We start from the raw sequence: 20,738 nt of genomic DNA on the forward strand, positions 1-20,738 counted from the left end.
GTGAATAAAGGAATGCAATACTTTTTATATATATAATCAAACTTCTTTCAAATTATCCTTTAAGGCCTCTGAATAAACTACCTAGTAAAATGAATACTTAATTGCCGAGCTCAACAATAACTTTTTAAGGAAGTATTAGAATGACGTTATATTTAATGGCAATTAATTAAAAAAAGTGCAGAATGTGCCCCCCTGAAGTTAGACTAAATCTAACTTCAGGGGGCTTTTATTATTCCACCTGTCGCACTCTCTCATCCTTCCCATATGGAAGTACATGATACGCGGTTAGTAAAATGGTACCGATGAGCGCAGAGCATCCTAGCCAGAAGTAGAGTGTGCTTCCGCCATAGGAATCAATCAGTGCACCACCAACAAGGGATCCGATGATTCCTGATACGCCAAAGAATGTGGCGAAAAAGACGAGATGTCCAGTCGATTGCAATATTCTAGGAATAATCCGAGATACATAATCAAACGCGGCTGTATAAAAGATACCAAAAGATAAACCGTGAAATACTTGTAAAATGATAACCTGATAGGACTGATCGGCTGCAGCATAAAGGAACCACCTTATGGCATAGATGGCACCAGCTAGAATGACAAAAACAAGTGGACGGTACTTTCTGAACCACCAACCCGCTGTGGCGAAAATTACCGCTTCACTCATGACGCCAACAAACCAACCCACTCCTACTAAACTCTCAGTACCTCCGAGTTGGGCAATGTACAAGCCTATAAAACTATCACTTGCCCGATGAGTGACCGTTATAAATAACATTAGAATTAAAAATATAAAATATGGTTTTGTCGTCAATAACTCCTTAATGTCTGAAAACTGCAGAGGCTCTGAATCTACTTTCACGTCGGGTACTTTAAACGTGACAATAAAGGCAATGAGACCAAATAATAAGTAAGGCCAGATCATATATTGAATCCCAACTCTAGTAAGTATAGCTCCAATAATCAGAGAAGAAAATGCGAATCCAATAGACCCCCATGTTCTAATGCTACCAAATGGGACGCCTTTAACTTCAGCACTTCGTTGTGCCAAGCTGTCTCCAAGTGCTCCAATGGGTGAAGTGAAAAAGTAAAAAACAGCTCCCATCAACAAGATAGCAATCAACGTATTCATTTGGAAAAATAAAACACTTGTAACAAGCAGACCAACGACACAAATTTGAATCATGAGTTTGACGGTTTTATGTTTATCACTTAAATAACCCCAAAATGGTTGGGAAAAGATAGATGCCAAGGGCCCAACAGCCAGCACCCAGCCAATTTCGGTACCATTTAATCCTTTGTATCTTAAATACAGTGGTAAATAGCTGAGAATAATTGTATTTGTAGCATGGAAGCTAAATAAAAGCATTTTCAAAGGTGTTAATGATTGGTCTTTTGACACATGGTTCCGCTCCTAACATTAATAAAATCTATTAAACAATAGAAAAACTCCCGCTAGATGCCGGAAGTTTTTGACTTATTTCCAAGTGCTTTTGATAAATTCATCTCTGCCAGATTTTTCTCGATCCGTTTTATAATGTTCTTCGTTCTTTTTATAATAATCTTGATGATATTCTTCAGCAGGGTAAAACGTTTCAGCAGGCAATATTTCAGTGACAATTGGCTTGCTGAAAATCTCACTTTTTTGCAGATCAGTTTTTGTTTTTTCGGCTAGTTCTTTCTGTGTTTCATTATGATAAAAAATCGCTGTTCGGTAAGAATCACCACGGTCATGGAATTGGCCACCGTCATCAGTCGGATCGATTTGCTTCCAGTAAATATCCAAGATGTCTTGGTAAGAAATGATATCAGGATTAAAGGTAATTTCAACTGCTTCGTAGTGGCCTGTGGAACCTTTTTTCACGTCTTCATAAGTAGGATTCTCTAGATTCCCGCCAGTATAACCTGAGATTACAGAATGAACTCCATCCCACTGATCAAATGGTTTAACCATGCACCAGAAACAACCGCCAGCAAACGTTGCTTTGTTTAATTTTGTCGTCATATGTACGCCTCCTGGGTCTACACGCGTCTATTATTAATAACATTTAAATGTTTTCTTTAGTAGTACTTTCAAGTAAAATGATAATTAATTGTACGGTAAGTATATCATAATAGGAAGTAGGTGACATCATGGAGGAACCTTTTGTTCATAAAGTATTTACGGGTAAAGTCAAAACAATGGGCGACCCTAATGCAAAAGATCCAATGGATAGGGAATGGGAAAGTGGCATTTTTAAAAAAGAGAAGTCAGAGCAGTTATGGCTTACGAAAACTGGTCTTGAGGGAGACGAAATTGCCGACAAAAAAGTTCACGGCGGTCCTGAAAAGGCACTCTTCGCCTATCCGATTAAACACTATACCTATTGGAAAAAGGACTTAGAGAATGAAGACATTGATATGGGAGCTTTTGGGGAGAATTTGGCAGTACTTGAAATGGATGAGTTTTCCGTTTGTATAGGAGATACATACAAATTCGGTGATACGCTGATTCAAGTGTCCCAACCACGTCGCCCGTGCTGGAAGCCTGCTCGTCGTTTTCGAGTGAAGGATTTTGCGCTGCGGATTCAGAATAGCGGACGAACTGGCTGGTATTTCAGAGTACTTGAAGAAGGGCATATTATCTCAGGGATTGACATAGAATTGATAGACAGACCACATCCTGAGTGGACAATCGCTGCCTGTAATGAAGTGATGTATATCAATAAAGAAGATTTAAGGATGGCAGAGCAATTAGCGTCTGTGGAATTACTCGCCCCAAATTGGAAAAGATCATTGAACAAACGTTTAAAGGGTCGTTCTTCAAGCGATACTAAAAGAGTATTCGGACCTAATATTGATTCTTAATTTACAATGAATAAGCCGAGATTGCTCGATGCCTTTTGAGTTTAAAGGAGGAACTATGTTTGCTTAGCAATGCGTATGTAATGGTAGCTATTATTCTTGTCATTAATGTTGTTTATGTTTCTTTCTCTACGATTAGAATGATATTAACATTAAAAGGACGGCGCTATATCGCTGCCTTAGTCAGCATGTTTGAAGTGGTAATGTATGTTATAGGTTTAGGCTTGGTGTTAGATAACCTAAACGAGGTTCAAAATATTATTGCATACGCGGTCGGCTTCGGAATTGGTGTTGTCGTCGGTTCAATGATCGAGCAAAAATTAGCACTAGGCTATATCACGGTTAATGTTATCTCATCAAATCCGGATATTGAATTTACAAGAAAACTTCGAGATAAAGGTTACGGGGTAACGAGTTGGTTTGCATATGGTATGGAAGGTGATCGCCTATCCATGCAAATTCTGACACCTAGAAAATATGAACTGCTACTTTATGAAACCATTAAAAAGTTAGATCCGAAAGCTTTTATCATTTCTTATGAACCAACCCATATTCATGGAGGTTTCTGGGTGAAACAAGTACGGAAAGGTCGACTATTAAATCCCCAGCGCAAAGAAGAGGAAGCAAAAAAGGCCATGGAAAACGTTGTAAAAGAGAGTGCTGAAGATGTGGCAACAGAGAATATAGAAGACAATATGACACAAGAAAATATGACAAGAAAAGAAGAATAAAATAATACCTTCCTAATCAAAATGTTAAAGTGTAACGCGGTGGAACAGTCCATCGCGTTTTGTTGTTGTTCATTAAAATGTCTGTGGATAATTTAATATTAAGGTTGACCACACCCAGCTTCAGCTTTTGTTGTGTGCACTTTTGCCTATTTTAAAGAATATATTAGATTAGTCTTTGAATGAGGAGGAAGGAAAAATGCAATACTCTTATGAAAAAGAACGCCAATTGCCTCAAGTCCCCAAAAACATTCCACCGCAACATCAGGACCAACAACCAGGGATTGAATCTTTGATGATTCCTAGACCTGTCATTGAAAATCCATACTATAAAGGTTCGGATAAGTTAAGGGATAAAGTGGCAATCATCACTGGAGGTGACAGTGGTATAGGCGCTGCGACCGCAATAGCTTTTGCAAAAGAAGGAGCCGATGTTGTCATTCCTTATTATTATTCTTATGAAGATGACGATGCCTATCGAACCAAACGAAGAATTGAGCAACTCGGTCAAAAATGTTTATTGATTGTTGGCGATTTACGTGACCCAGCTCATTGTCGAAAAGTTGTTAAAGAAACACTTCAGCATTTTGGGACTTTAAATATTCTTGTGAATCATCATGGTGTCCAGTTCCCGCAAGATAGTTTACTCGATATATCTGATGAGCAGTTGCTAGCGACTTTTCAGACAAACATATTTGCCTTCTTTTATTTAACAAAAGCTGCGCTACCTCATTTAGATAAGGGCGACGTGATCATTAACACAACGTCAGTTACGGCTTATGAAGGAAATGAAAAATTGATAGATTATAGTGCGACAAATGGAGCTATTGTGAGTTTCACGCGTTCTTTATCCAAAAACTTAGCCGATAAAAACATTCGCGTAAACGCGGTCGCTCCTGGGCCAATATGGACGCCACTTATCCCTGCAAGTTTTTCTGCTGAATATATTGGTGAAGAGTGGGGTAAAGACGTACCCATGAAACGACCAGGCCAACCATTTGAACTTGCTCCTGCTTACGTTTACCTTGCCTCACCAGATGCTTCATATGTTACAGGGCAAGTCATTCATGTGAATGGAGGAGAAATGGTAACTTCTTAATGAAATTATAGGGTGGAAGGATGGTTATAGAGTAAAACACGAACATTAAATTAATCAGGTAAAAAAATGTACGTATTTTATTGACAGTATCAAAATTAATTTGTTATGATAAAAGCAACAATTCAATACGGTACCTCATATAATTTTGAAAATAAGGTTCAAAAGTCTCTACCCAGCACCGTAAACGCTGGACTATGAGGGAAGATGAGTCATTTAACCAAAGGGAAAATCATTAGATTGTTGCTTTTAACGATACAATTAGATTGTCTTGAAAAAAAGTAAAGCAACACGCTAGACTGATATGGCTTTCAATTATTCTATGTCTATTCATCTTCTCTCATAATAGAGGGAGACGAATAGACTTTTTTGATTATATATAATAATTACTTAGAGTTAAATAATTCAACAAATTGTAAACATCAAATAATAAAATACTTTTGGTGTTCCTATTGGTCGAATTGCTGAGTGCTTTATCATCGCTCCGGCAGAATACTTCGCTTTCCATGGGCACGGCTTCAGCCTCCTCAGAAGCAAAGAACGCTTCTTCCGGGGTCTTCAGACTCGTGCTTGTCCCATAGGAGTCTTCGTATTCTGCCTACGCTAGCACAGACTTTCTGATTGAATTTAGAAAAATCCCAAAAAGTTAGTAATGGTGAAGCCCTTTTCATTCAAAGAGCAAGGTATTCAAAGCGAAGGAAAAACACGGAGACTCCTGTGGGAGCTGAGACCTAGATGAGACCCCGCAGTGCGTAGCACGAGGAGGCTCATCAGCCGCCCACGGAAAGCGGAGTGTTTTTCCGCAGCGATAGGATAGACACTTACATTAAGCAGAATGAAAGGAATTCCAACTAGGGGTTACGTTGTAGTTTTCTTGTAGACGATAAGAATCAGACTTTACCAAATTTCTATATAATCTTTACATAAATAATAAGAACTGAAAGGAATGATGTTGGATGGCGCAAGTTGGTGTGATTATGGGAAGTATTTCTGATTGGGAAACGATGGAGCATACGTGTGATACGTTAGACGAATTGAATATACCTTATGAAAAAGAAGTGATATCGGCGCACCGGACACCTGATGATATGTTCAACTATGCCAAATCAGCCCGTGATCGTGGCTTAAAAGTAATTATTGCCGGAGCAGGAGGCGCTGCTCATTTACCAGGAATGGTAGCTTCTCAAACAACCTTACCCGTCATCGGCGTGCCTGTTCAAAGTAAAGCATTAAACGGTTTAGACTCACTCCTGTCAATTGTGCAAATGCCAGGTGGTGTACCGACAGCAACCGTCGCCATCGGGAAAGCCGGCGCAAAAAATGCTGCCATCTTAGCCACACAAATTCTTGGCGCATTTGATGAGTCAATCATGAAAGAACTCATAAACTACCGAGAGAAAATGCAAGAAAATGTTGCAGAAATGAGGGAAGATCTTGCGAAAAAATAACCACCCGATTTTACCACCAAAGACAATCGGCATTATTGGCGGAGGACAGCTCGGACGGATGATGGCCATTGCTGCACGTTATATGGGCTACCAGATTGCCGTACTTGATCCGACACCAAATTGTCCAACAGCCCAAGTCGCAGATAAACAAATTGTTGCTGCTTATGACGACATGGACGCGGTGAAAGAGTTGACTGAATTAAGCGATGTGGTCACGTACGAATTTGAAAATGTTGATCTCACAGCAGCAACCTATATTGAAAAAGAGGGCAAGTTACCTCAAGGTGCCTATGCTCTTGAAGTGACGCAAAATAGAGAAAAAGAAAAGGAATTAATGAAATCAGTCGGCTTGCCAGTTCCTGAATTTAAAATCGTACAAACTGAATCAGATATTAAAGAAGCATTTGAAACTATTGCCTTTCCAGCTGTCATTAAAACATGCCGTGGGGGATATGACGGAAAAGGGCAGCTTAAAATCGATGCTGATTCTGAGATTGAACAAGCCGTTAAATTTTTAAATGAAAATAAGCACTGCATTATTGAGAGTTGGCTATCCTTTGATAAGGAAATCTCTGTCGTGTTTACAAGATCTTTATCAGGCGAGATTACTTTTTTCCCAATCCCGGAAAATGAACATAAAGATCATATTTTATATAAATCAACTGTCCCAGCACAAATTAGCGATCGTGTGAAGGAAGCAGCGGTAGTAGCTGCCAAACGATTAGCGGATGAAATGAATGTGGTGGGGACGTTTGCGATAGAGATGTTTGTTGATGGAGAAGATATTTATATCAATGAAATGGCGCCTCGCCCACATAATTCAGGCCACTATACAATTGAAGCATGTACAATTTCACAGTTTGCGCAACATATCCGCGCGATTTGTGGCCTGCCTTTAAGAGAAATTAATCTAAGTCACTATTCAGTCATGGTCAATATTTTAGGTGAAGATTTGGATGGTGTTCACCAGGCGATGTCTTCTCAATCAAACGGATTCATTCATTTATATGGAAAAGATGCAGCCAAACCAAAACGGAAGATGGGGCATGTGACTTTTATAGGAGAATCATTACAGCAAGTCGAACAACAGATAAATGAGTTTCAGGAGGCAAAACAATGATCGAACGTTATACTCGCGAAGAGATGGGCGCAATTTGGACAGAAAAGAATAAATATAACGCATGGCTGGAAGTTGAAATTTTGGCCTGTGAAGCGTGGAGTGAACTCGGTGTCATACCACGGGAAGATGTGAAAAAAATTCGTAAAAATGCGCGAGTGAACGTGGACCGCATCTATGAAATCGAACAGGAAACGCGTCATGATGTCGTCGCATTTACAAGGGCGCTATCAGAAACGTTAAGTGATGAGAAAAAGTGGGTTCATTACGGTTTAACGTCTACCGATGTGGTGGATACGTCACTTTCATATTTAATTAAACAAGCGAATGAGATTATTAGAAAAGATTTACATCAATTTATCAAGGTACTTAAAGAAAAGGCCATCGAACATAAACATACTGTTATGATGGGGCGAACTCACGGGGTACACGCTGAACCAACGACATTCGGACTTAAGCTCGCCTTATGGTATGAAGAGATGAAACGCCATCTTGAACGTTTTGAGGCAGCGGCTGAGCGAATCGAATTCGGAAAACTGTCTGGCGCGGTCGGAACGTACGCCAATATCGATCCATTCGTTGAAAAATATGTGTGCGAGCATCTGGGACTCTCACCAGCACCAGTTTCAACGCAAACACTCCAACGTGATCGGCATGCGGACTATATTTCAACGTTATCTTTAATCGCAACGTCAATTGAAAAATTCGCTACTGAAATCCGTGGTTTACAAAAAACAGAAACACGAGAAGTAGAGGAATTTTTTGCGAAAGGTCAAAAGGGATCATCTGCCATGCCGCATAAACGGAATCCAATCGGCTCGGAAAATATGACGGGGATGGCGCGTTTGATGCGCGGGTTTATGGTAACGGCTTATGAAAATGTATCGTTATGGCATGAACGCGATATTTCACATTCTTCAGCAGAACGCATTATTTTACCAGATGCTACGATTGCACTGAATTACATGTTGAATCGCTTTTCTAACATCGTGAAAAACTTAACTGTATTTCCTGAAAATATGAAACGAAATATTGATAAGACACATGGAGTTATTTTTTCCCAACGTGTGTTGTTGACACTTATTGATAAAGGTATGTCCCGGGAAGAAGCATATGATTTAGTACAACCAAAAGCAATGGAAGCATGGGAAACAGAAGTTCATTTCAAAAAGCTTGTTGAAGCAGATGATCAGATCACAAATGTTTTATCACAAGAAGAAATCAATGCTTGTTTTGACACAACGTACCATTTGAAAAATGTCGACTTTATTTTTGAACGGATTGGATTAAAATAATTCACTTTATAAATGGAGGGGCAAACATGGGAGCACAGATCGAAGTCAGTCCAGAGACAATTGAATCAGAGAAGCTTTATCAAGAGATGGGTTTAAGTGATGAAGAGTATCAAATGGTTAAGGAGAAATTAGGTAGACGACCTAATTATACGGAAACGGGTCTCTTTTCAGTAATGTGGTCGGAGCATTGTAGCTATAAATCTTCAAAACCTATTTTGAAAAAATTTCCTACTAAAGGACCTCAAGTTATTCAAGGCCCAGGTGAGGGAGCGGGCGTCGTTAATATTGGCGACGACCAGGCTGTTGTATTTAAAATGGAAAGTCATAATAGTCCGTCTGCGGTTGAACCTTTTGAAGGATCTGCTACTGGTGTAGGCGGTATTGTTCGTGACGTGTTCTCTATGGGAGCTAAGCCAATTGCATTAATGAACTCTCTTCGTTTTGGTGAACTGACCAACAATCATACAAAATACTTAGTGTCTGAAGTTGCTCGTGGTATGGCCCATTATGGCAATACATTAGAGGTGCCTACAGTCGGTGGTGAAGTCTATTTTGATAACTGTTACGAAGAAAATCCGCTCGTTAACGCAATGTGTGTCGGACTTATTAATCAAAAAGACTTGCAAAAAGGTGTGGCCTCTGGTGTCGGAAACAGCGTGATTTATGCAGGGCGCGATACAGGTAGAGATGGCATTCATGGTGCGACTTTCTCTTCTGACGTTCTCGAAGGGGATTCTGAAGATCAATCTTCAGCCATCGCCATTGGAAATCCAGAAATTGAAAAACGATTGATTAGTGCGTGTCTTGAAGTTATCAAGTCTGATGCTGTTATCGGCATGCAAGATATGGGAGCAGCTGGTTTGACGTCTTCCGCTAGTGAAATGGCAAGCAGTTCAGGAACAGGGATTGAAATGAATCTTGATTTGGTGCCACAGCGTGAACAAGATATGACGGCTTATGAACTGATGCTGTCTGAATCTCAAGAACGAATGCTGCTCGTTGTTAAAGAAGGGCACGAACAGGACGTCATTGAAGTTTTTAAAAAACATCAAGTTGAGGCCGTCACTATTGGAAAAGTGATTGAAGAACAATCATTCAGAGTTATTCAAAACGGTGAAGTTTTCGCTGACGTACCTGTTGATGCGCTTGTTGAAGAAGCACCTGTTTATGATTTACCTGCTGAGGAAGCCACTTATTTTAAAGAATTTCAACAAAAAGAAAACGCAATTCCACAAGTGGAAAATCATAGTGACATGCTAAAGACATTGCTCGGTCGCCCGACAATAGCTAGTAAAAAAGCTATTTATAATCAATTTAAAACAAATGCACAAGACAGTACGCTTATAGGTCCCGGTGCAAGTGCAGCGGTTGTGGGCATTAAGGGAACTGAAAAAGCGATTGCTATGTCAACAGATTGTAACGCTCGCTATATTTATTTAGATCCGGAAACAGGCGGAAAGATAGCTGTTGCTGAGAGTGCTAGAAATATCGTTTGTTCTGGCGCCAAACCTCTTGCTTTAACGGATGGATTGAATTTTGGAAATCCGACAGACCCGGAAGTATTTTGGCAAATGGGAAAGAGTATTGATGGCATTAGTACGGCGAGTCGCGAACTAGATACGCCTGTTATAAGTGGAAATGTTTCTTTATATAATCAATCAAAAGGAGAAGCCATTTTCCCAACGCCAATTATTGGTATGGTAGGACTTCTTGAATCTGTTGACCACTTGACACCAAGCCATTTTCAGCAGGCTGGCGATTTAATTTACTTAATTGGTGAGACAGAAGTAGAGTTCGGTGGGAGTGAATTGCAAAAAGTGCTCAATAACTCTTATTCAGGTAAAGCACCTAAGATTGATTTAAAAGAGGAAGCAAAACGTCAAAAGCAAATTTTGAAGGCAATTCAAGCAGGTCTCATCGTTTCAGCAACAGATATATCTGAAGGTGGGCTAGCCGTTGCTTTAGCTGAAACTACATTTACAGAGCAAGGATTAGGATTAACTGTTGCACTTGAAGGAAACGAGACAGTTCAACTATTTAGTGAAACTCAATCACGATTCATTATCTCTGTGCGACCTGAACTTCAAGAGAAATTTGAGTCTTCCATCGATTCAGCAAAACAAATAGGTTACGTGACAGAGACAAATGAATTCATAGTAAAGGTAAACGACAAACAAGTTATCCAGGAGCCAGTTGACCAACTCCAAAAGGTATGGGAGCAAGCCCTTTCCAACCAATTGGAAAACAAAGGGATAAGTGAGGCGTAAATATGTTTGGCATTTGGGGACATAAACAAGCAGCAGAAATAACATATTATGGACTTCATGCGACACAACATCGCGGGCAAGAAGGTGCTGGCATCGTTTCGAATGACGGAGCCGAACTGCTGATCCATAAAGATGTCGGTTTGCTTAATGATGTATTTGGTCGGCCGGACTTAGGACAACTAAACGGCGAGGCAGCGATTGGACATGTGCATTATGTTACCAATCAGGATACGGGGTACGAAAACGTGCAGCCACATCTATTCCACTCTCAGTCAGGGAGTGTGGCTCTCGCCCATAGTGGAAACATCATGAACGCCCATGATCTTCGCGGTGAACTTGAAAATGAAGGAAGTATTTTTCATACGAAGGCAGATACGGAATTACTTGCCCATTTGATTCGCCGCAATGGGAAGGAAATTACTGAACCAGGAATTATATCAGCGTTCAAGAAACTAGTCGGTGCTTATACTTTTCTCATCCTAACTGAAGATAAACTTTATGCAGCGGTTGATCCTTTTGGGATTCGTCCCTTATCGATCGGTCGGATTGGTGAGAGTTATGTAGTTGCTTCAGAGACGTGTGCCTTTGACCTCGTCGGTGCTAAGTTTGATCGGGAAATTTTACCTGGTGAACTAGTTACGATAAGTAGAGCTGGCATTGAGTCGGCTCGCTTTGCGGTAAGAGAGCAACGTCATCTATGCGCCATGGAATATGTCTATTTTTCAAGACCTGATAGTGATTTGAATTATGTCAATGTTCATGCATCAAGAAAACGAATGGGCATTGAACTGGCCAAAGAAGCCCCTGTTGAAGCAGATGTCGTGACCGGTGTGCCGGATTCAAGTATTTCCGCAGCTATCGGTTATGCGGAACAAACAGGTTTACCGTATGAAATGGGCTTAATAAAAAATCGCTATGTCGGCCGAACGTTTATAAAACCGTCACAGGAAATGCGCGAACAAGGCGTGAAAATGAAACTTTCACCGGTACGTGGCATTGTTGAAGGAAAACGGGTCGTTATGATTGACGATTCCATTGTTCGTGGTACGACAAGTATCAGGATTGTTAAAATGCTTAAGGAAGCTGGCGCGAAAGAAGTGCATGTTCGGATTGCTTCACCACCGATTAAAAATCCATGTTATTACGGCATTGATATGTCAACAAGAGAAGAACTGATTGCAGCCAATAAAGAAATAGAAGATATTCGTGAGGTGCTAGGAGCAGATAGTGTCGCTTATTTATCTCCAGATGGATTGGAAAAAGCGATTGTTAAAGATAAAACAATTAACCAAGGCATATGCAACGCCTGTATGACAGGACAGTATCCTGTTGGAACTGAAGAAAACAAACAGTCATTTCTCACAAACTAAAAATTCGCCGGAGGGTTTACAATCATGTCAAATCGATATAAAGAGGCTGGGGTCGACGTAGAAAAAGGTTATGAAGCAGTTGAGCGTATGAAAAAGCATATTAATAAAACGACACGTCCTGAAGTGCTTGGTGGTGTGGGAGCTTTTGCGGGATTATTTGAGCTCACGTCATTCAAATTTAAAGAACCAGTCCTAGTTTCAGGTACAGATGGCGTCGGTACGAAATTAAAGCTCGCCTTTCAATTAAATAAACATAATACAATCGGGATTGATTTAGTGGCCATGTGTGTGAACGATATTGTGGCACAAGGGGCTCAGCCGTTGTTTTTCCTAGATTATATCGGCTGCAGTGAAAACGACCCTGACGTGATGGAAGACATTGTCGCTGGGATTTCTGAAGGATGTGTTGCAGCTGGTGCTGCCCTTATCGGTGGCGAAACGGCCGAGATGCCGGGCATGTATGCGACGGATGAATACGATTTGGCTGGTTTTTCAGTCGGTATTGCTGAAAAGTCCGAACTTATTACTGGAGAGTCGATTGAAGAAGGCGACGTGGTGATTGGACTGGCGTCAAGTGGGATTCATTCTAATGGTTATTCGTTAGTACGCCAGCTTGTTGAAGATTTGGATTTAACTGAAAAATATGGCGAGATGGATGCTGCGTTAGGTGAGGTCTTGCTGACACCTACTAGAATCTATGCTAAATCGGTTGTGAATGTAATGGCTGAATACAACATCAAAGGCATTACCCATGTAACCGGGGGAGGTTTTTATGAAAACTTTCCGAGAATGCTTCCTGAGGGATTAGGGGTTGAACTTGATTCAACTCGCTGGGATGTTCCAACTGTATTCACCTTTTTACAAGAAAAGGGCGATATCTCACTTGAAGAGATGTACGGTATTTTCAATATGGGTATTGGCATGGCAGTTGTTGTCTGTAAAGAAGATGCAGAGCAAGTGACGAAAATCTTCAATCAGCAAGGGGAACAAGCATCAATGATTGGTAAAGTGACGAGCCGTGAAGGGGTGCACTTTTTATAATGAAAAATGTAAGAGCAGCTGTTTTCGCTTCGGGTTCCGGGACGAATTTTCAAGCCATCATTGAACGGACAGATTTGCCATGTGAGATTTCACTGTTAATTTGTGACAAACCTGGGGCACCTGTCATTGAGAAAGCTAAGCACGCTGGGGTTTCTGTACTTTCTTTTAATCCTAAACACTATCGATCTAAAAGTGAGTATGAGGAGCGGTTAGTGGATCAGCTTCAAGCGTATGAAATAGATTGGATTTTCTTAGCCGGGTATATGCGGCTAATAGGGTCAACACTACTACACACGTACGAGGGAAGAATTATCAATATTCATCCGTCATTATTGCCTAAGTTTCCAGGACTCGATGCAATTGGTCAGGCGCTTGAAAATAAAGCCAGTGTGACAGGCGTGACGATTCATTATGTGGATGAAGGCATGGACACAGGTCCTGTAATCGCGCAAGAATCTATATCAATTTATCCTAATGAATCACGAGATAGTTTAACGGAACGAATTCAAAACATAGAACACGAGTTATATCCTGAAGTTATCAAACAACTTATTAAAGAATCAAAGAGAGAGGTAAGGGGTTAGCCATGACGAAAAGAGCATTGATCAGTGTATCCGATAAGACGAATATCGTACCATTTGCCGAGGGTCTTGTTAATTTGGATTATGACATTATTTCAACAGGTGGCACATTAAAGGTATTAAAAGAAGCCGGACTAGACGTCAAAGCTGTTGAAGATGTGACAGATTTTCCGGAAATCTTAGACGGTCGAGTCAAAACATTACATCCATTTATTCACGGTGGGTTACTGGCAAATTATAATAAGCCCGAACATAAAGCAGAGCTTGAAAGTCATCAGATTAAGCCAATTGATATGGTTGTTGTCAACCTTTATCCGTTCAAACAAACGCTTGATCAACCGAACGTCACAGATGGGGAAATTATTGAAAACATTGATATCGGTGGCCCGACGATGCTGCGTGCAGCTGCTAAAAACTTTGAGCACGTAACAGTTGTAGTGGATCCGGTAGATTATGAAGATGTTCTTTCTGCTTTAACGGAAAAAGAATTGACTCTTGCTAAAAGACAGGAATTAGCTGCGAAAGTATTCCGACACACAGCCCATTATGATGCATTGATTGCCGGCTTTTTCACTAGCAAAACGGACGACAAATATCCCGAAACTTATACCGTTACCTATGAAAAAGTTCAATCACTACGTTACGGTGAAAACCCACATCAAGAAGCAGCTTTTTATAAAGATGCACAAGAAATGTCAGGAAGCTTAGCTAGTGGAAAGCAGCTCCACGGAAAAGAATTATCTTATAACAATATCCAAGATGCAAATAGTGCACTTGAAATACTGAGCGAATATGAGCAACATGCAGCTGTAGCAGTGAAGCATATGAACCCATGCGGTATTGGGGTAGGTGAGACGATTGAAGCAGCATTTCAAAAAGCATTTGACGCTGATCCCATTTCTATTTTTGGCGGAATCGTTGCAGTCAACCGAGAAGTGACCAAAGACTTGGCTAAAAAATTGAGCGAAATATTTTTAGAAATTGTCATCGCTCCTGGATTTTCTGATGAAGCGTTTAATATTTTAACGAAGAAGAAAAATATTCGTTTAGTAGAGCTAAATGTAGCAGGAGAGCGTTCATCTTATCAACGCTTAACAACGGTTAAAGGCGGAATGCTTATACAAGAGGCTGACCAAGCAGAAGTTAAAACAGATGAACTGAGTTATCCAACAAAACGTCAACCAACAGAACAAGAATGGAAAGATTTGATGTTTGCTTGGAAAGCAGTCAAACATGTGAAATCTAATGCGATTGTATTAGCAAAAAATGAACAAACAGTTGGCGTGGGTGCAGGTCAAATGAACCGTGTCGGAGCGGCGAAAATCGCAATTGAACAAGCGGGTGACAAAGCAGAAAAAGCGGTCATGGCGTCAGATGCCTTTTTCCCAATGCCAGATACGGTCGAAGCAGCAGCTAAAGCAGGAGTCACAGCCATCATTCAACCCGGAGGATCAAAACGCGATCAAGATTCTATTGATACATGTGATGAAGCCGGCATTGCGATGGTCTTTACAGGAATGAGACATTTTAAGCATTAAAGTTGTTGATGGATAATGGTCATTTAGTGCATGACGTTCAATTGAGACGTGAAATCCCGTCGGAAAGATCGTCATAGGGTGAATGACGTTCTTTTGGCAGTTGAAATCTCGTCGAAAAGATCGTCATAAGGCACCTGACATTGATTTGAGGTGTGAAGCCTCATTGAAAAGATCTTCATAAGACGCATGACGTTGATTTGATAGTTACATAAATATGAGGAGGAGTATACCAATGAACGTATTAGTTGTTGGGCGTGGTGGCCGTGAGCATAGTCTTGTTATGAAACTAGTTGAAAGCGAACGGGTGAATAAGATTTACGTTGCTCCTGGCAATGGTGGAATAGACGGCCAAGCAGTTTGCGTGAATATTGCCGAAACGAATACCAAAGCTCTTGTTCAGTTTGCTAAAGAAAACAAAATAGATTTCACAATCGTCGGACCTGAGATGCCACTTGCTAAAGGGATTACGAACTACTTTCAAGAAGAAGGCTTAGCTATTTTTGCACCGACAAAAGAAGCTGCTTTGCTGGAAGAGAGTAAAAGTTTTGCCAAATCATTTATGAAAAGACATAACGTCCCAACGGCAGATTACGAAACCTTCACCAATGTTGAAGAAGCTAGGTTGTATATTGAAGAAAAAGGGGCTCCAATTGTTGTTAAAGCAGACGGGCTTGCTGCTGGAAAAGGTGTCGTTGTTGCTCAAACAAAACAGGAAGCCCTCCAAGCGCTTGACGATATGCTCGTTTCTAAAATTTTCTCAGAAGCTGGATCAACGGTTGTTGTGGAAGAATTTTTAGACGGAGAAGAGTTTTCTTTGATGGCTTTTGTCCATGAAAATCAAGTTTATCCGATGGTGACAGCAAGAGATTATAAACGTGCCTTTGATAACGATGAAGGTCCGAACACCGGTGGAATGGGAGCATACGCCCCTGTCCCGGAAATTACAGAGGAAATTTTAACTTATACAATGAAGGAAGTACTTCAGAAAACAGCGGATGGCATGCAGAGTGAAGGACGGTCATTTACAGGTATTTTATATGCTGGCATGATTATGACGCCAAACGGTCCTAAGGTGATTGAATTTAATACGCGCTTTGGTGATCCTGAAACCCAAGTTGTGTTACCTTTATTAAAAAATGATCTCCTCCAAGTCATGTTAGATGTTAAAGCGGGGATAGATCCTCGACTTGAGTGGCATGATGAATCATGTGTTGGTGTGGTCTTAGCATCCAAAGGTTATCCTGCTCAATCTTGTGAAAAGAATATTCGGATTCCCGACTTCGCATCGGGTAGTCAATCATTCACGGTCTATGCGGGCACGAAAAAGACTGACCAAGGCTTAGTATCCGATGGTGGGCGTGTGCTTCTAGTTGGTGCGAAAGACTCTTCACTAAAGCAAGCAACAGAGAAGGCTTATCATTCATTCACCAGTTTCCCAAGTCATGCAGATTTCTTTTATAGAAAAGATATCGGACTAAACTAGTTAAAGAGATAAAGTTGGCATAATATCGGGATTAGCTCATAACACCCGATTGAATATTCTTTTAAAATTCATTCGGGTGCTATGTTTTAAACTAGTTGTAATCTCCTACAACGAAGCTAATCGTCCCCGGAATCAAAGCTGCTCATAAATCCAGGTAGGCAATCGAGTTAAACCTCCCCGGAATCACTGCTGCTCGCAAATCCAGGTAGGCAACCGAGCTAAACCTCCCTAGAATCACTACCGCTCATAAATCCAGGGAGCCTAAACTAATCCACCACCTCGGATCACTTTAAAAAAAGAATAAATCGTCACAATCATTCATACAAACTAAAAAGGGACAAGGGAATCTTATCTTTTTTACAGCTAAAGAAAAGTGTCACAAAAATTTCACTTTAATTAAACAAAACTTTACTGTATTAAAGTGAAAGATGTGATAGAATAAATAAAATAGATTAATTGGAGAGTTGTTTATGATGGAAAGAGGTTACTGGAGAAATAGAGAAATAAGGCATCATATCGCAGTGGCCGATGGTATCGAAGAGCCAACACTTTTACTTAAAAATGCGACTTACTTAAATGTATTTACAAAACGTTGGATGGAAGCCAACATTTGGATTCATGAGGATCGGATTATTTACGTCGGGGAAGATTTACCACAAAAATTAAACAAAACGGAAATTGTGGATTGTGAAAATAAATTTCTTGTACCGGGATATGTTGAACCCCATGCCCATCCATTTCAATTATATAACCCTGAGCAACTTGCTCTACACGCTGGAAAATTCGGGACGACCACACTGATTAATGATAACTTAATGTGGCATTTTTTATTACCGAAAAAGAAAGCGTTTACTTTACTGGATGATTTTAATGAATTACCGATATCAATGTATTGGTGGGGAAGATTTGACTCACAAACGGCGTTGATGGATGAAGACAAAGTTTTTAATACAAAAGACGTACTTAAATGGTTGAATTATCCTGGGGTTGTTCAAGGTGGGGAACTCACCTCTTGGCCAGGCTTACTTGCTGGTGATGACCGCCTGCTTTACTGGATTCAAGAAACAAAACGACTAGGAAAACCAGTGGAAGGTCACTTTCCAGGAGCTTCAGATCTAACCTTAACCAAAATGAAGTTATTCGGTATCAATGCTGATCATGAAGCGATGACAGGGGAAGAAGCGATTAAACGGCTTGAATTAGGTTATCAGGTGGGCTTAAGATATTCTTCAATTAGACCAGATTTGCCTCGTCTTCTAGAAGAAATATTAGACCAGGGACTTACTACATTTGATAATTTAATGATGACAACAGATGGAGCAACACCTTCTTTCTATGAAAATGGTGTTATGAATCTATGTATAGACATAGCTATTGAAAAAGGTGTCCCTATTGAAGAGGCGTACCGGATGGCCTCTTATAACCCAGCTAAACATTTGCTTCTTGATGAAATGATCGGCAGTATAGCACCTGGTAGAATAGCGCATATCAATATTTTATCGGCAAAAGACAATCCCCACCCAGAGTCAGTTTTGGCTAAAGGAAAGTGGCTAGTTAAAAATAATGAAGAGCAGCAAGTAAAATCTATTATTAATTGGGAAGAATATAATATAAAACCACTTGATTTAGAATGGGATCTTGATATGGAAGATTTACAGTTTTCCGTACCAATCGGCCTTGATATGATCAATGACGTTATAATTAAACCGTATGCCGTTGAAACAGACGTCACGTTGGATGTTCTGCCAAAGGATAAAGATGATGCTTTTTTATTGTTAATTGATCGCTACGGGAAATGGCGTGTCAACACGGCTATTCGGGGATTCACGAAACGTCTCGGTGCCATTGCCAGTTCCTATTCGACAACAGGTGATTTTGTCTTTATCGGTAAAAATAAACACGACATCATCCTCGCATGGAAGAAATTGAAAGAATTAGGAGGAGGTATTGTCGTCGTTCATGAAGGAGAGATCCTTCTAGAAATTCCACTTAAACTTGGTGGATTAATGGATCAAGGCGATATGCCAAAATTAATTAGTAAGGAACAAGAACTTAAAAAATTACTTGAGGAATTCGGCTATCCGTTTGAAGATCCTATATATTCAATTTTATTTTTGTCATCAACACACTTACCTTATATCCGCATTACACAACAAGGTGTTTTAGATATAATGAAAAAAGAGGTTTTATTTCCGAGCACCATGCGTTAATCTAAAGTATATAGGTTAAACTAGCTAAAAACATACGTTAGGTGTGAGGAAATGAGAAAGATAAGGAAGAAATGGTTTATTTTAATTGTCCTTGCTTTCCTGCTTGTGGCTTGTTCACAAGAAAAAGCAGAAGACAATGACGAAAAATCTACTAATTTAGACTCAAAAACAAAACCAAAAACAGGGCAAGAGGAAAACTCTTATCCATTTACCGGGCTTGACACGGATAAGGCGATAGATCAACGACCAGTGGCAGTGATGGTTAATAATCATCCTAAAGCAAGACCCCAATCAGGTTTATCTCAAGCAGATGTTGTGTTTGAAATTCTAGCAGAAGGTAGTATCACTCGTTTTCTAGCGATTTATCAAAGCGAAGAGCCTGAAATTGTTGGTCCAGTCCGTAGTGCTCGGGAATATTATTTTGAATTAGCGGAAGGCTATGACGCTATCTATGTTTATCATGGCGCGGCCAATTTTGTTGAAGATATGATTCAAGAGAGGGGCATCGAAAATATTAATGGTGCCAGCTACGATAATGACGGGCAAATATTCAAACGTGAATCATTCCGAAAAGCGCCACATAATTCTTACTTGTTATTTGATGCAGTGAACGACATTGCAGAGCAAAAAGGTTATGAGACAAAGACGGATGTTGCTCCTTTACCATTTTTAGAAGATGATGCAGATGACATCGAAGGGGAGCCGAGTGAACAAGTAACGATTGCATATGATTCGAATTGGCAAGTACAATACGATTATGATGAAGAAGATGAGCGGTACTTGCGCTCAAGTGACGGGGAACCGACAATAGAGTTAAATACTGAAGAACAGATATACGCCGACAACGTATTTATTGTTGAAGCACAACATGAAGTGATCGACGATGAAGGTAGACGAGCGATTGATTTTGAATCTGGAGGCAATGCCTATTTAATGCAAAAGGGCAAAATGCAAGAGATTGAATGGGAAAATGTTGATGGAAAAATGACACCTGTTAAAGAAGGTGAACCAATCGGATTTGTGCCTGGAAAAACATGGATCAATGTGGTGCCATCTTCTCCTGGAATAGATCACTCTGTCAGCATATCAAGTCATTAAGAGCAGGAGGTGTTCTTTTTGCAAATTGATCGATTACGCGGAAAACAGTTGAATCAGTTTTTCGAAGCAATTTTATCTTTAGAATCAGTTGATGAATGTTATCGATTTTTTGACGATATCGCTACCATGAGTGAAATCCAGTCCATTTCTCAACGGCTTCAAGTGGCTAAGATGCTAACAGAAGGTCATACATATACAGCCATTGAACAAGAAACAAGAGCATCAACAGCGACCATTTCAAGAGTCAGACGCTGCATAGATTATGGAAGCGACGGATATAAGCTTGTCCTTGATCGGATGGTAGAAAAAGAGAATAGAAAAGAATAAAGGAAAATGAGGTTCGGACAAAACTAAGTATTTGTTATTAAATGACGGACAATTTCAAGTGAGTGCTATTCGCTTCGGAAAAATACTTCGCTTTCCGTGGGCGGCTGATGAGCCTCCTCGTGCTAACGCACTGTGGGGTCTCATCTAGGCCTCAGCTCCCACAGGAGTCTACGTATTTTTCCTACGCTGACTTGAAGAAAAGTGTATTTGTCAAAATATACTTTAACACGTTCGTTTTTACTTTAACTAATATACTTATGTCCTAACCTCATTTTTTTGTTATAATAACTTGAAG

Annotated in this window: 17 protein-coding genes and 1 riboswitch; of the genes, 15 read left to right on the forward strand and 2 right to left on the reverse strand. The window is 40.2% G+C overall.

Features of this window, described 5'->3' with window-relative positions:
- Positions 1–229 precede the first annotated feature (229 nt).
- Together KQI49_RS14010 and msrA are read right to left on the reverse strand one after the other, a co-directional pair.
- A complete protein-coding gene (locus KQI49_RS14010) occupies positions 230–1,402 on the reverse strand; it encodes an MFS transporter (RefSeq protein WP_216489857.1) in 1,173 nt (390 codons plus the stop codon).
- 75 nt (positions 1,403–1,477) lie between these two features.
- Positions 1,478–2,005: a peptide-methionine (S)-S-oxide reductase MsrA gene (gene msrA, locus KQI49_RS14015; RefSeq protein ID WP_216489859.1), complete on the reverse strand. Its 528-nt coding sequence runs from the start codon at positions 2,003–2,005 to the stop codon at positions 1,478–1,480.
- Positions 2,006–2,133: 128 nt separating this feature from the next.
- Between msrA and KQI49_RS14020 the strand changes: the two genes are divergently transcribed.
- The 15 genes from KQI49_RS14020 (at position 2,134) to KQI49_RS14090 (ending at position 20,443) form a co-directional block, all read left to right on the forward strand.
- Entirely contained in the window at positions 2,134–2,847 is a 714-nt protein-coding gene (locus KQI49_RS14020; protein WP_216489862.1) for an MOSC domain-containing protein, read from the forward strand.
- A 59-nt stretch (positions 2,848–2,906) separates the two neighbouring features.
- The gene (locus KQI49_RS14025; protein ID WP_216489864.1) at positions 2,907–3,575 is read left to right on the forward strand and encodes a DUF2179 domain-containing protein; all 669 of its coding nucleotides are present in this window, start codon (positions 2,907–2,909) and stop codon (positions 3,573–3,575) included.
- 196 nt (positions 3,576–3,771) lie between these two features.
- A complete protein-coding gene (locus tag KQI49_RS14030; protein WP_216489866.1) occupies positions 3,772–4,671 on the forward strand; it encodes an SDR family oxidoreductase in 900 nt (299 codons plus the stop codon).
- 115 nt (positions 4,672–4,786) lie between these two features.
- Positions 4,787–4,886, forward strand: a riboswitch (purine riboswitch).
- A 738-nt stretch (positions 4,887–5,624) separates the two neighbouring features.
- Positions 5,625–6,116, forward strand: coding sequence for a 5-(carboxyamino)imidazole ribonucleotide mutase (purE, locus tag KQI49_RS14035; protein ID WP_216489868.1), 492 nt, complete (start codon positions 5,625–5,627; stop codon positions 6,114–6,116).
- Positions 6,103–7,236, forward strand: a complete 1,134-nt coding sequence (purK, locus tag KQI49_RS14040; protein WP_216489870.1) for a 5-(carboxyamino)imidazole ribonucleotide synthase — start codon at positions 6,103–6,105, stop codon at positions 7,234–7,236. The genes purE and purK overlap by 14 nt, the downstream gene beginning before the upstream one ends.
- Positions 7,233–8,528 carry an adenylosuccinate lyase gene (gene purB / locus KQI49_RS14045; protein WP_216489872.1) on the forward strand — a complete coding sequence of 432 codons (1,296 nt, stop codon included), beginning with the start codon at positions 7,233–7,235 and terminating at the stop codon, positions 8,526–8,528. The genes purK and purB overlap by 4 nt, the downstream gene beginning before the upstream one ends.
- A 26-nt stretch (positions 8,529–8,554) precedes the next feature.
- Positions 8,555–10,795, forward strand: a complete 2,241-nt coding sequence (gene purL / locus KQI49_RS14050) for a phosphoribosylformylglycinamidine synthase subunit PurL (protein ID WP_216489874.1) — start codon at positions 8,555–8,557, stop codon at positions 10,793–10,795.
- A 2-nt stretch (positions 10,796–10,797) separates the two neighbouring features.
- Complete coding sequence (purF, locus tag KQI49_RS14055; protein ID WP_216489876.1) at positions 10,798–12,165, forward strand: amidophosphoribosyltransferase; 1,368 nt, start codon at positions 10,798–10,800, stop codon at positions 12,163–12,165.
- A 24-nt stretch (positions 12,166–12,189) separates the two neighbouring features.
- Positions 12,190–13,206 (forward strand): phosphoribosylformylglycinamidine cyclo-ligase, encoded by a 1,017-nt coding sequence (purM, locus tag KQI49_RS14060; protein ID WP_216489878.1) that lies wholly within the window; start codon positions 12,190–12,192, stop codon positions 13,204–13,206.
- Complete coding sequence (gene purN / locus KQI49_RS14065; RefSeq protein WP_216489880.1) at positions 13,206–13,790, forward strand: phosphoribosylglycinamide formyltransferase; 585 nt, start codon at positions 13,206–13,208, stop codon at positions 13,788–13,790. The genes purM and purN overlap by 1 nt, the downstream gene beginning before the upstream one ends.
- A 2-nt stretch (positions 13,791–13,792) precedes the next feature.
- Positions 13,793–15,325: a bifunctional phosphoribosylaminoimidazolecarboxamide formyltransferase/IMP cyclohydrolase gene (gene purH, locus KQI49_RS14070; protein ID WP_216489882.1), complete on the forward strand. Its 1,533-nt coding sequence runs from the start codon at positions 13,793–13,795 to the stop codon at positions 15,323–15,325.
- Between the two features lie 232 nt (positions 15,326–15,557).
- Positions 15,558–16,808, forward strand: coding sequence for a phosphoribosylamine--glycine ligase (gene purD, locus KQI49_RS14075; protein ID WP_216489884.1), 1,251 nt, complete (start codon positions 15,558–15,560; stop codon positions 16,806–16,808).
- A 470-nt stretch (positions 16,809–17,278) separates the two neighbouring features.
- Positions 17,279–19,018 (forward strand): adenine deaminase C-terminal domain-containing protein, encoded by a 1,740-nt coding sequence (locus KQI49_RS14080; RefSeq protein WP_216489886.1) that lies wholly within the window; start codon positions 17,279–17,281, stop codon positions 19,016–19,018.
- Between the two features lie 51 nt (positions 19,019–19,069).
- On the forward strand, positions 19,070–20,116 hold the full coding sequence (locus tag KQI49_RS14085) for a DUF3048 domain-containing protein (protein ID WP_216489888.1): 1,047 nt from the start codon (positions 19,070–19,072) through the stop codon (positions 20,114–20,116).
- A gap of 18 nt (positions 20,117–20,134) precedes the next feature.
- Complete coding sequence (locus KQI49_RS14090; RefSeq protein WP_216489890.1) at positions 20,135–20,443, forward strand: YerC/YecD family TrpR-related protein; 309 nt, start codon at positions 20,135–20,137, stop codon at positions 20,441–20,443.
- Positions 20,444–20,738: the final 295 nt, after the last annotated feature.

This window comes from Virgibacillus sp. MSJ-26 (assembly GCF_018918075.1).
Taxonomy (GTDB): domain Bacteria; phylum Bacillota; class Bacilli; order Bacillales; family Amphibacillaceae; genus MSJ-26.

Coding starts and splice junctions, on each gene's coding strand:
- msrA (WP_216489859.1), bottom strand. CDS start 2,005: ATGACGACAAAATTAAACAAAGCAACGTTTGCTGGCGGTTGTTTCTGG.
- KQI49_RS14020 (WP_216489862.1), top strand. CDS start 2,134: ATGGAGGAACCTTTTGTTCATAAAGTATTTACGGGTAAAGTCAAAACA.
- KQI49_RS14030 (WP_216489866.1), top strand. CDS start 3,772: ATGCAATACTCTTATGAAAAAGAACGCCAATTGCCTCAAGTCCCCAAA.
- purE (WP_216489868.1), top strand. CDS start 5,625: ATGGCGCAAGTTGGTGTGATTATGGGAAGTATTTCTGATTGGGAAACG.
- purB (WP_216489872.1), top strand. CDS start 7,233: ATGATCGAACGTTATACTCGCGAAGAGATGGGCGCAATTTGGACAGAA.
- purL (WP_216489874.1), top strand. CDS start 8,555: ATGGGAGCACAGATCGAAGTCAGTCCAGAGACAATTGAATCAGAGAAG.
- purF (WP_216489876.1), top strand. CDS start 10,798: ATGTTTGGCATTTGGGGACATAAACAAGCAGCAGAAATAACATATTAT.
- purM (WP_216489878.1), top strand. CDS start 12,190: ATGTCAAATCGATATAAAGAGGCTGGGGTCGACGTAGAAAAAGGTTAT.
- purN (WP_216489880.1), top strand. CDS start 13,206: ATGAAAAATGTAAGAGCAGCTGTTTTCGCTTCGGGTTCCGGGACGAAT.
- purH (WP_216489882.1), top strand. CDS start 13,793: ATGACGAAAAGAGCATTGATCAGTGTATCCGATAAGACGAATATCGTA.
- purD (WP_216489884.1), top strand. CDS start 15,558: ATGAACGTATTAGTTGTTGGGCGTGGTGGCCGTGAGCATAGTCTTGTT.
- KQI49_RS14080 (WP_216489886.1), top strand. CDS start 17,279: ATGATGGAAAGAGGTTACTGGAGAAATAGAGAAATAAGGCATCATATC.
- KQI49_RS14085 (WP_216489888.1), top strand. CDS start 19,070: ATGAGAAAGATAAGGAAGAAATGGTTTATTTTAATTGTCCTTGCTTTC.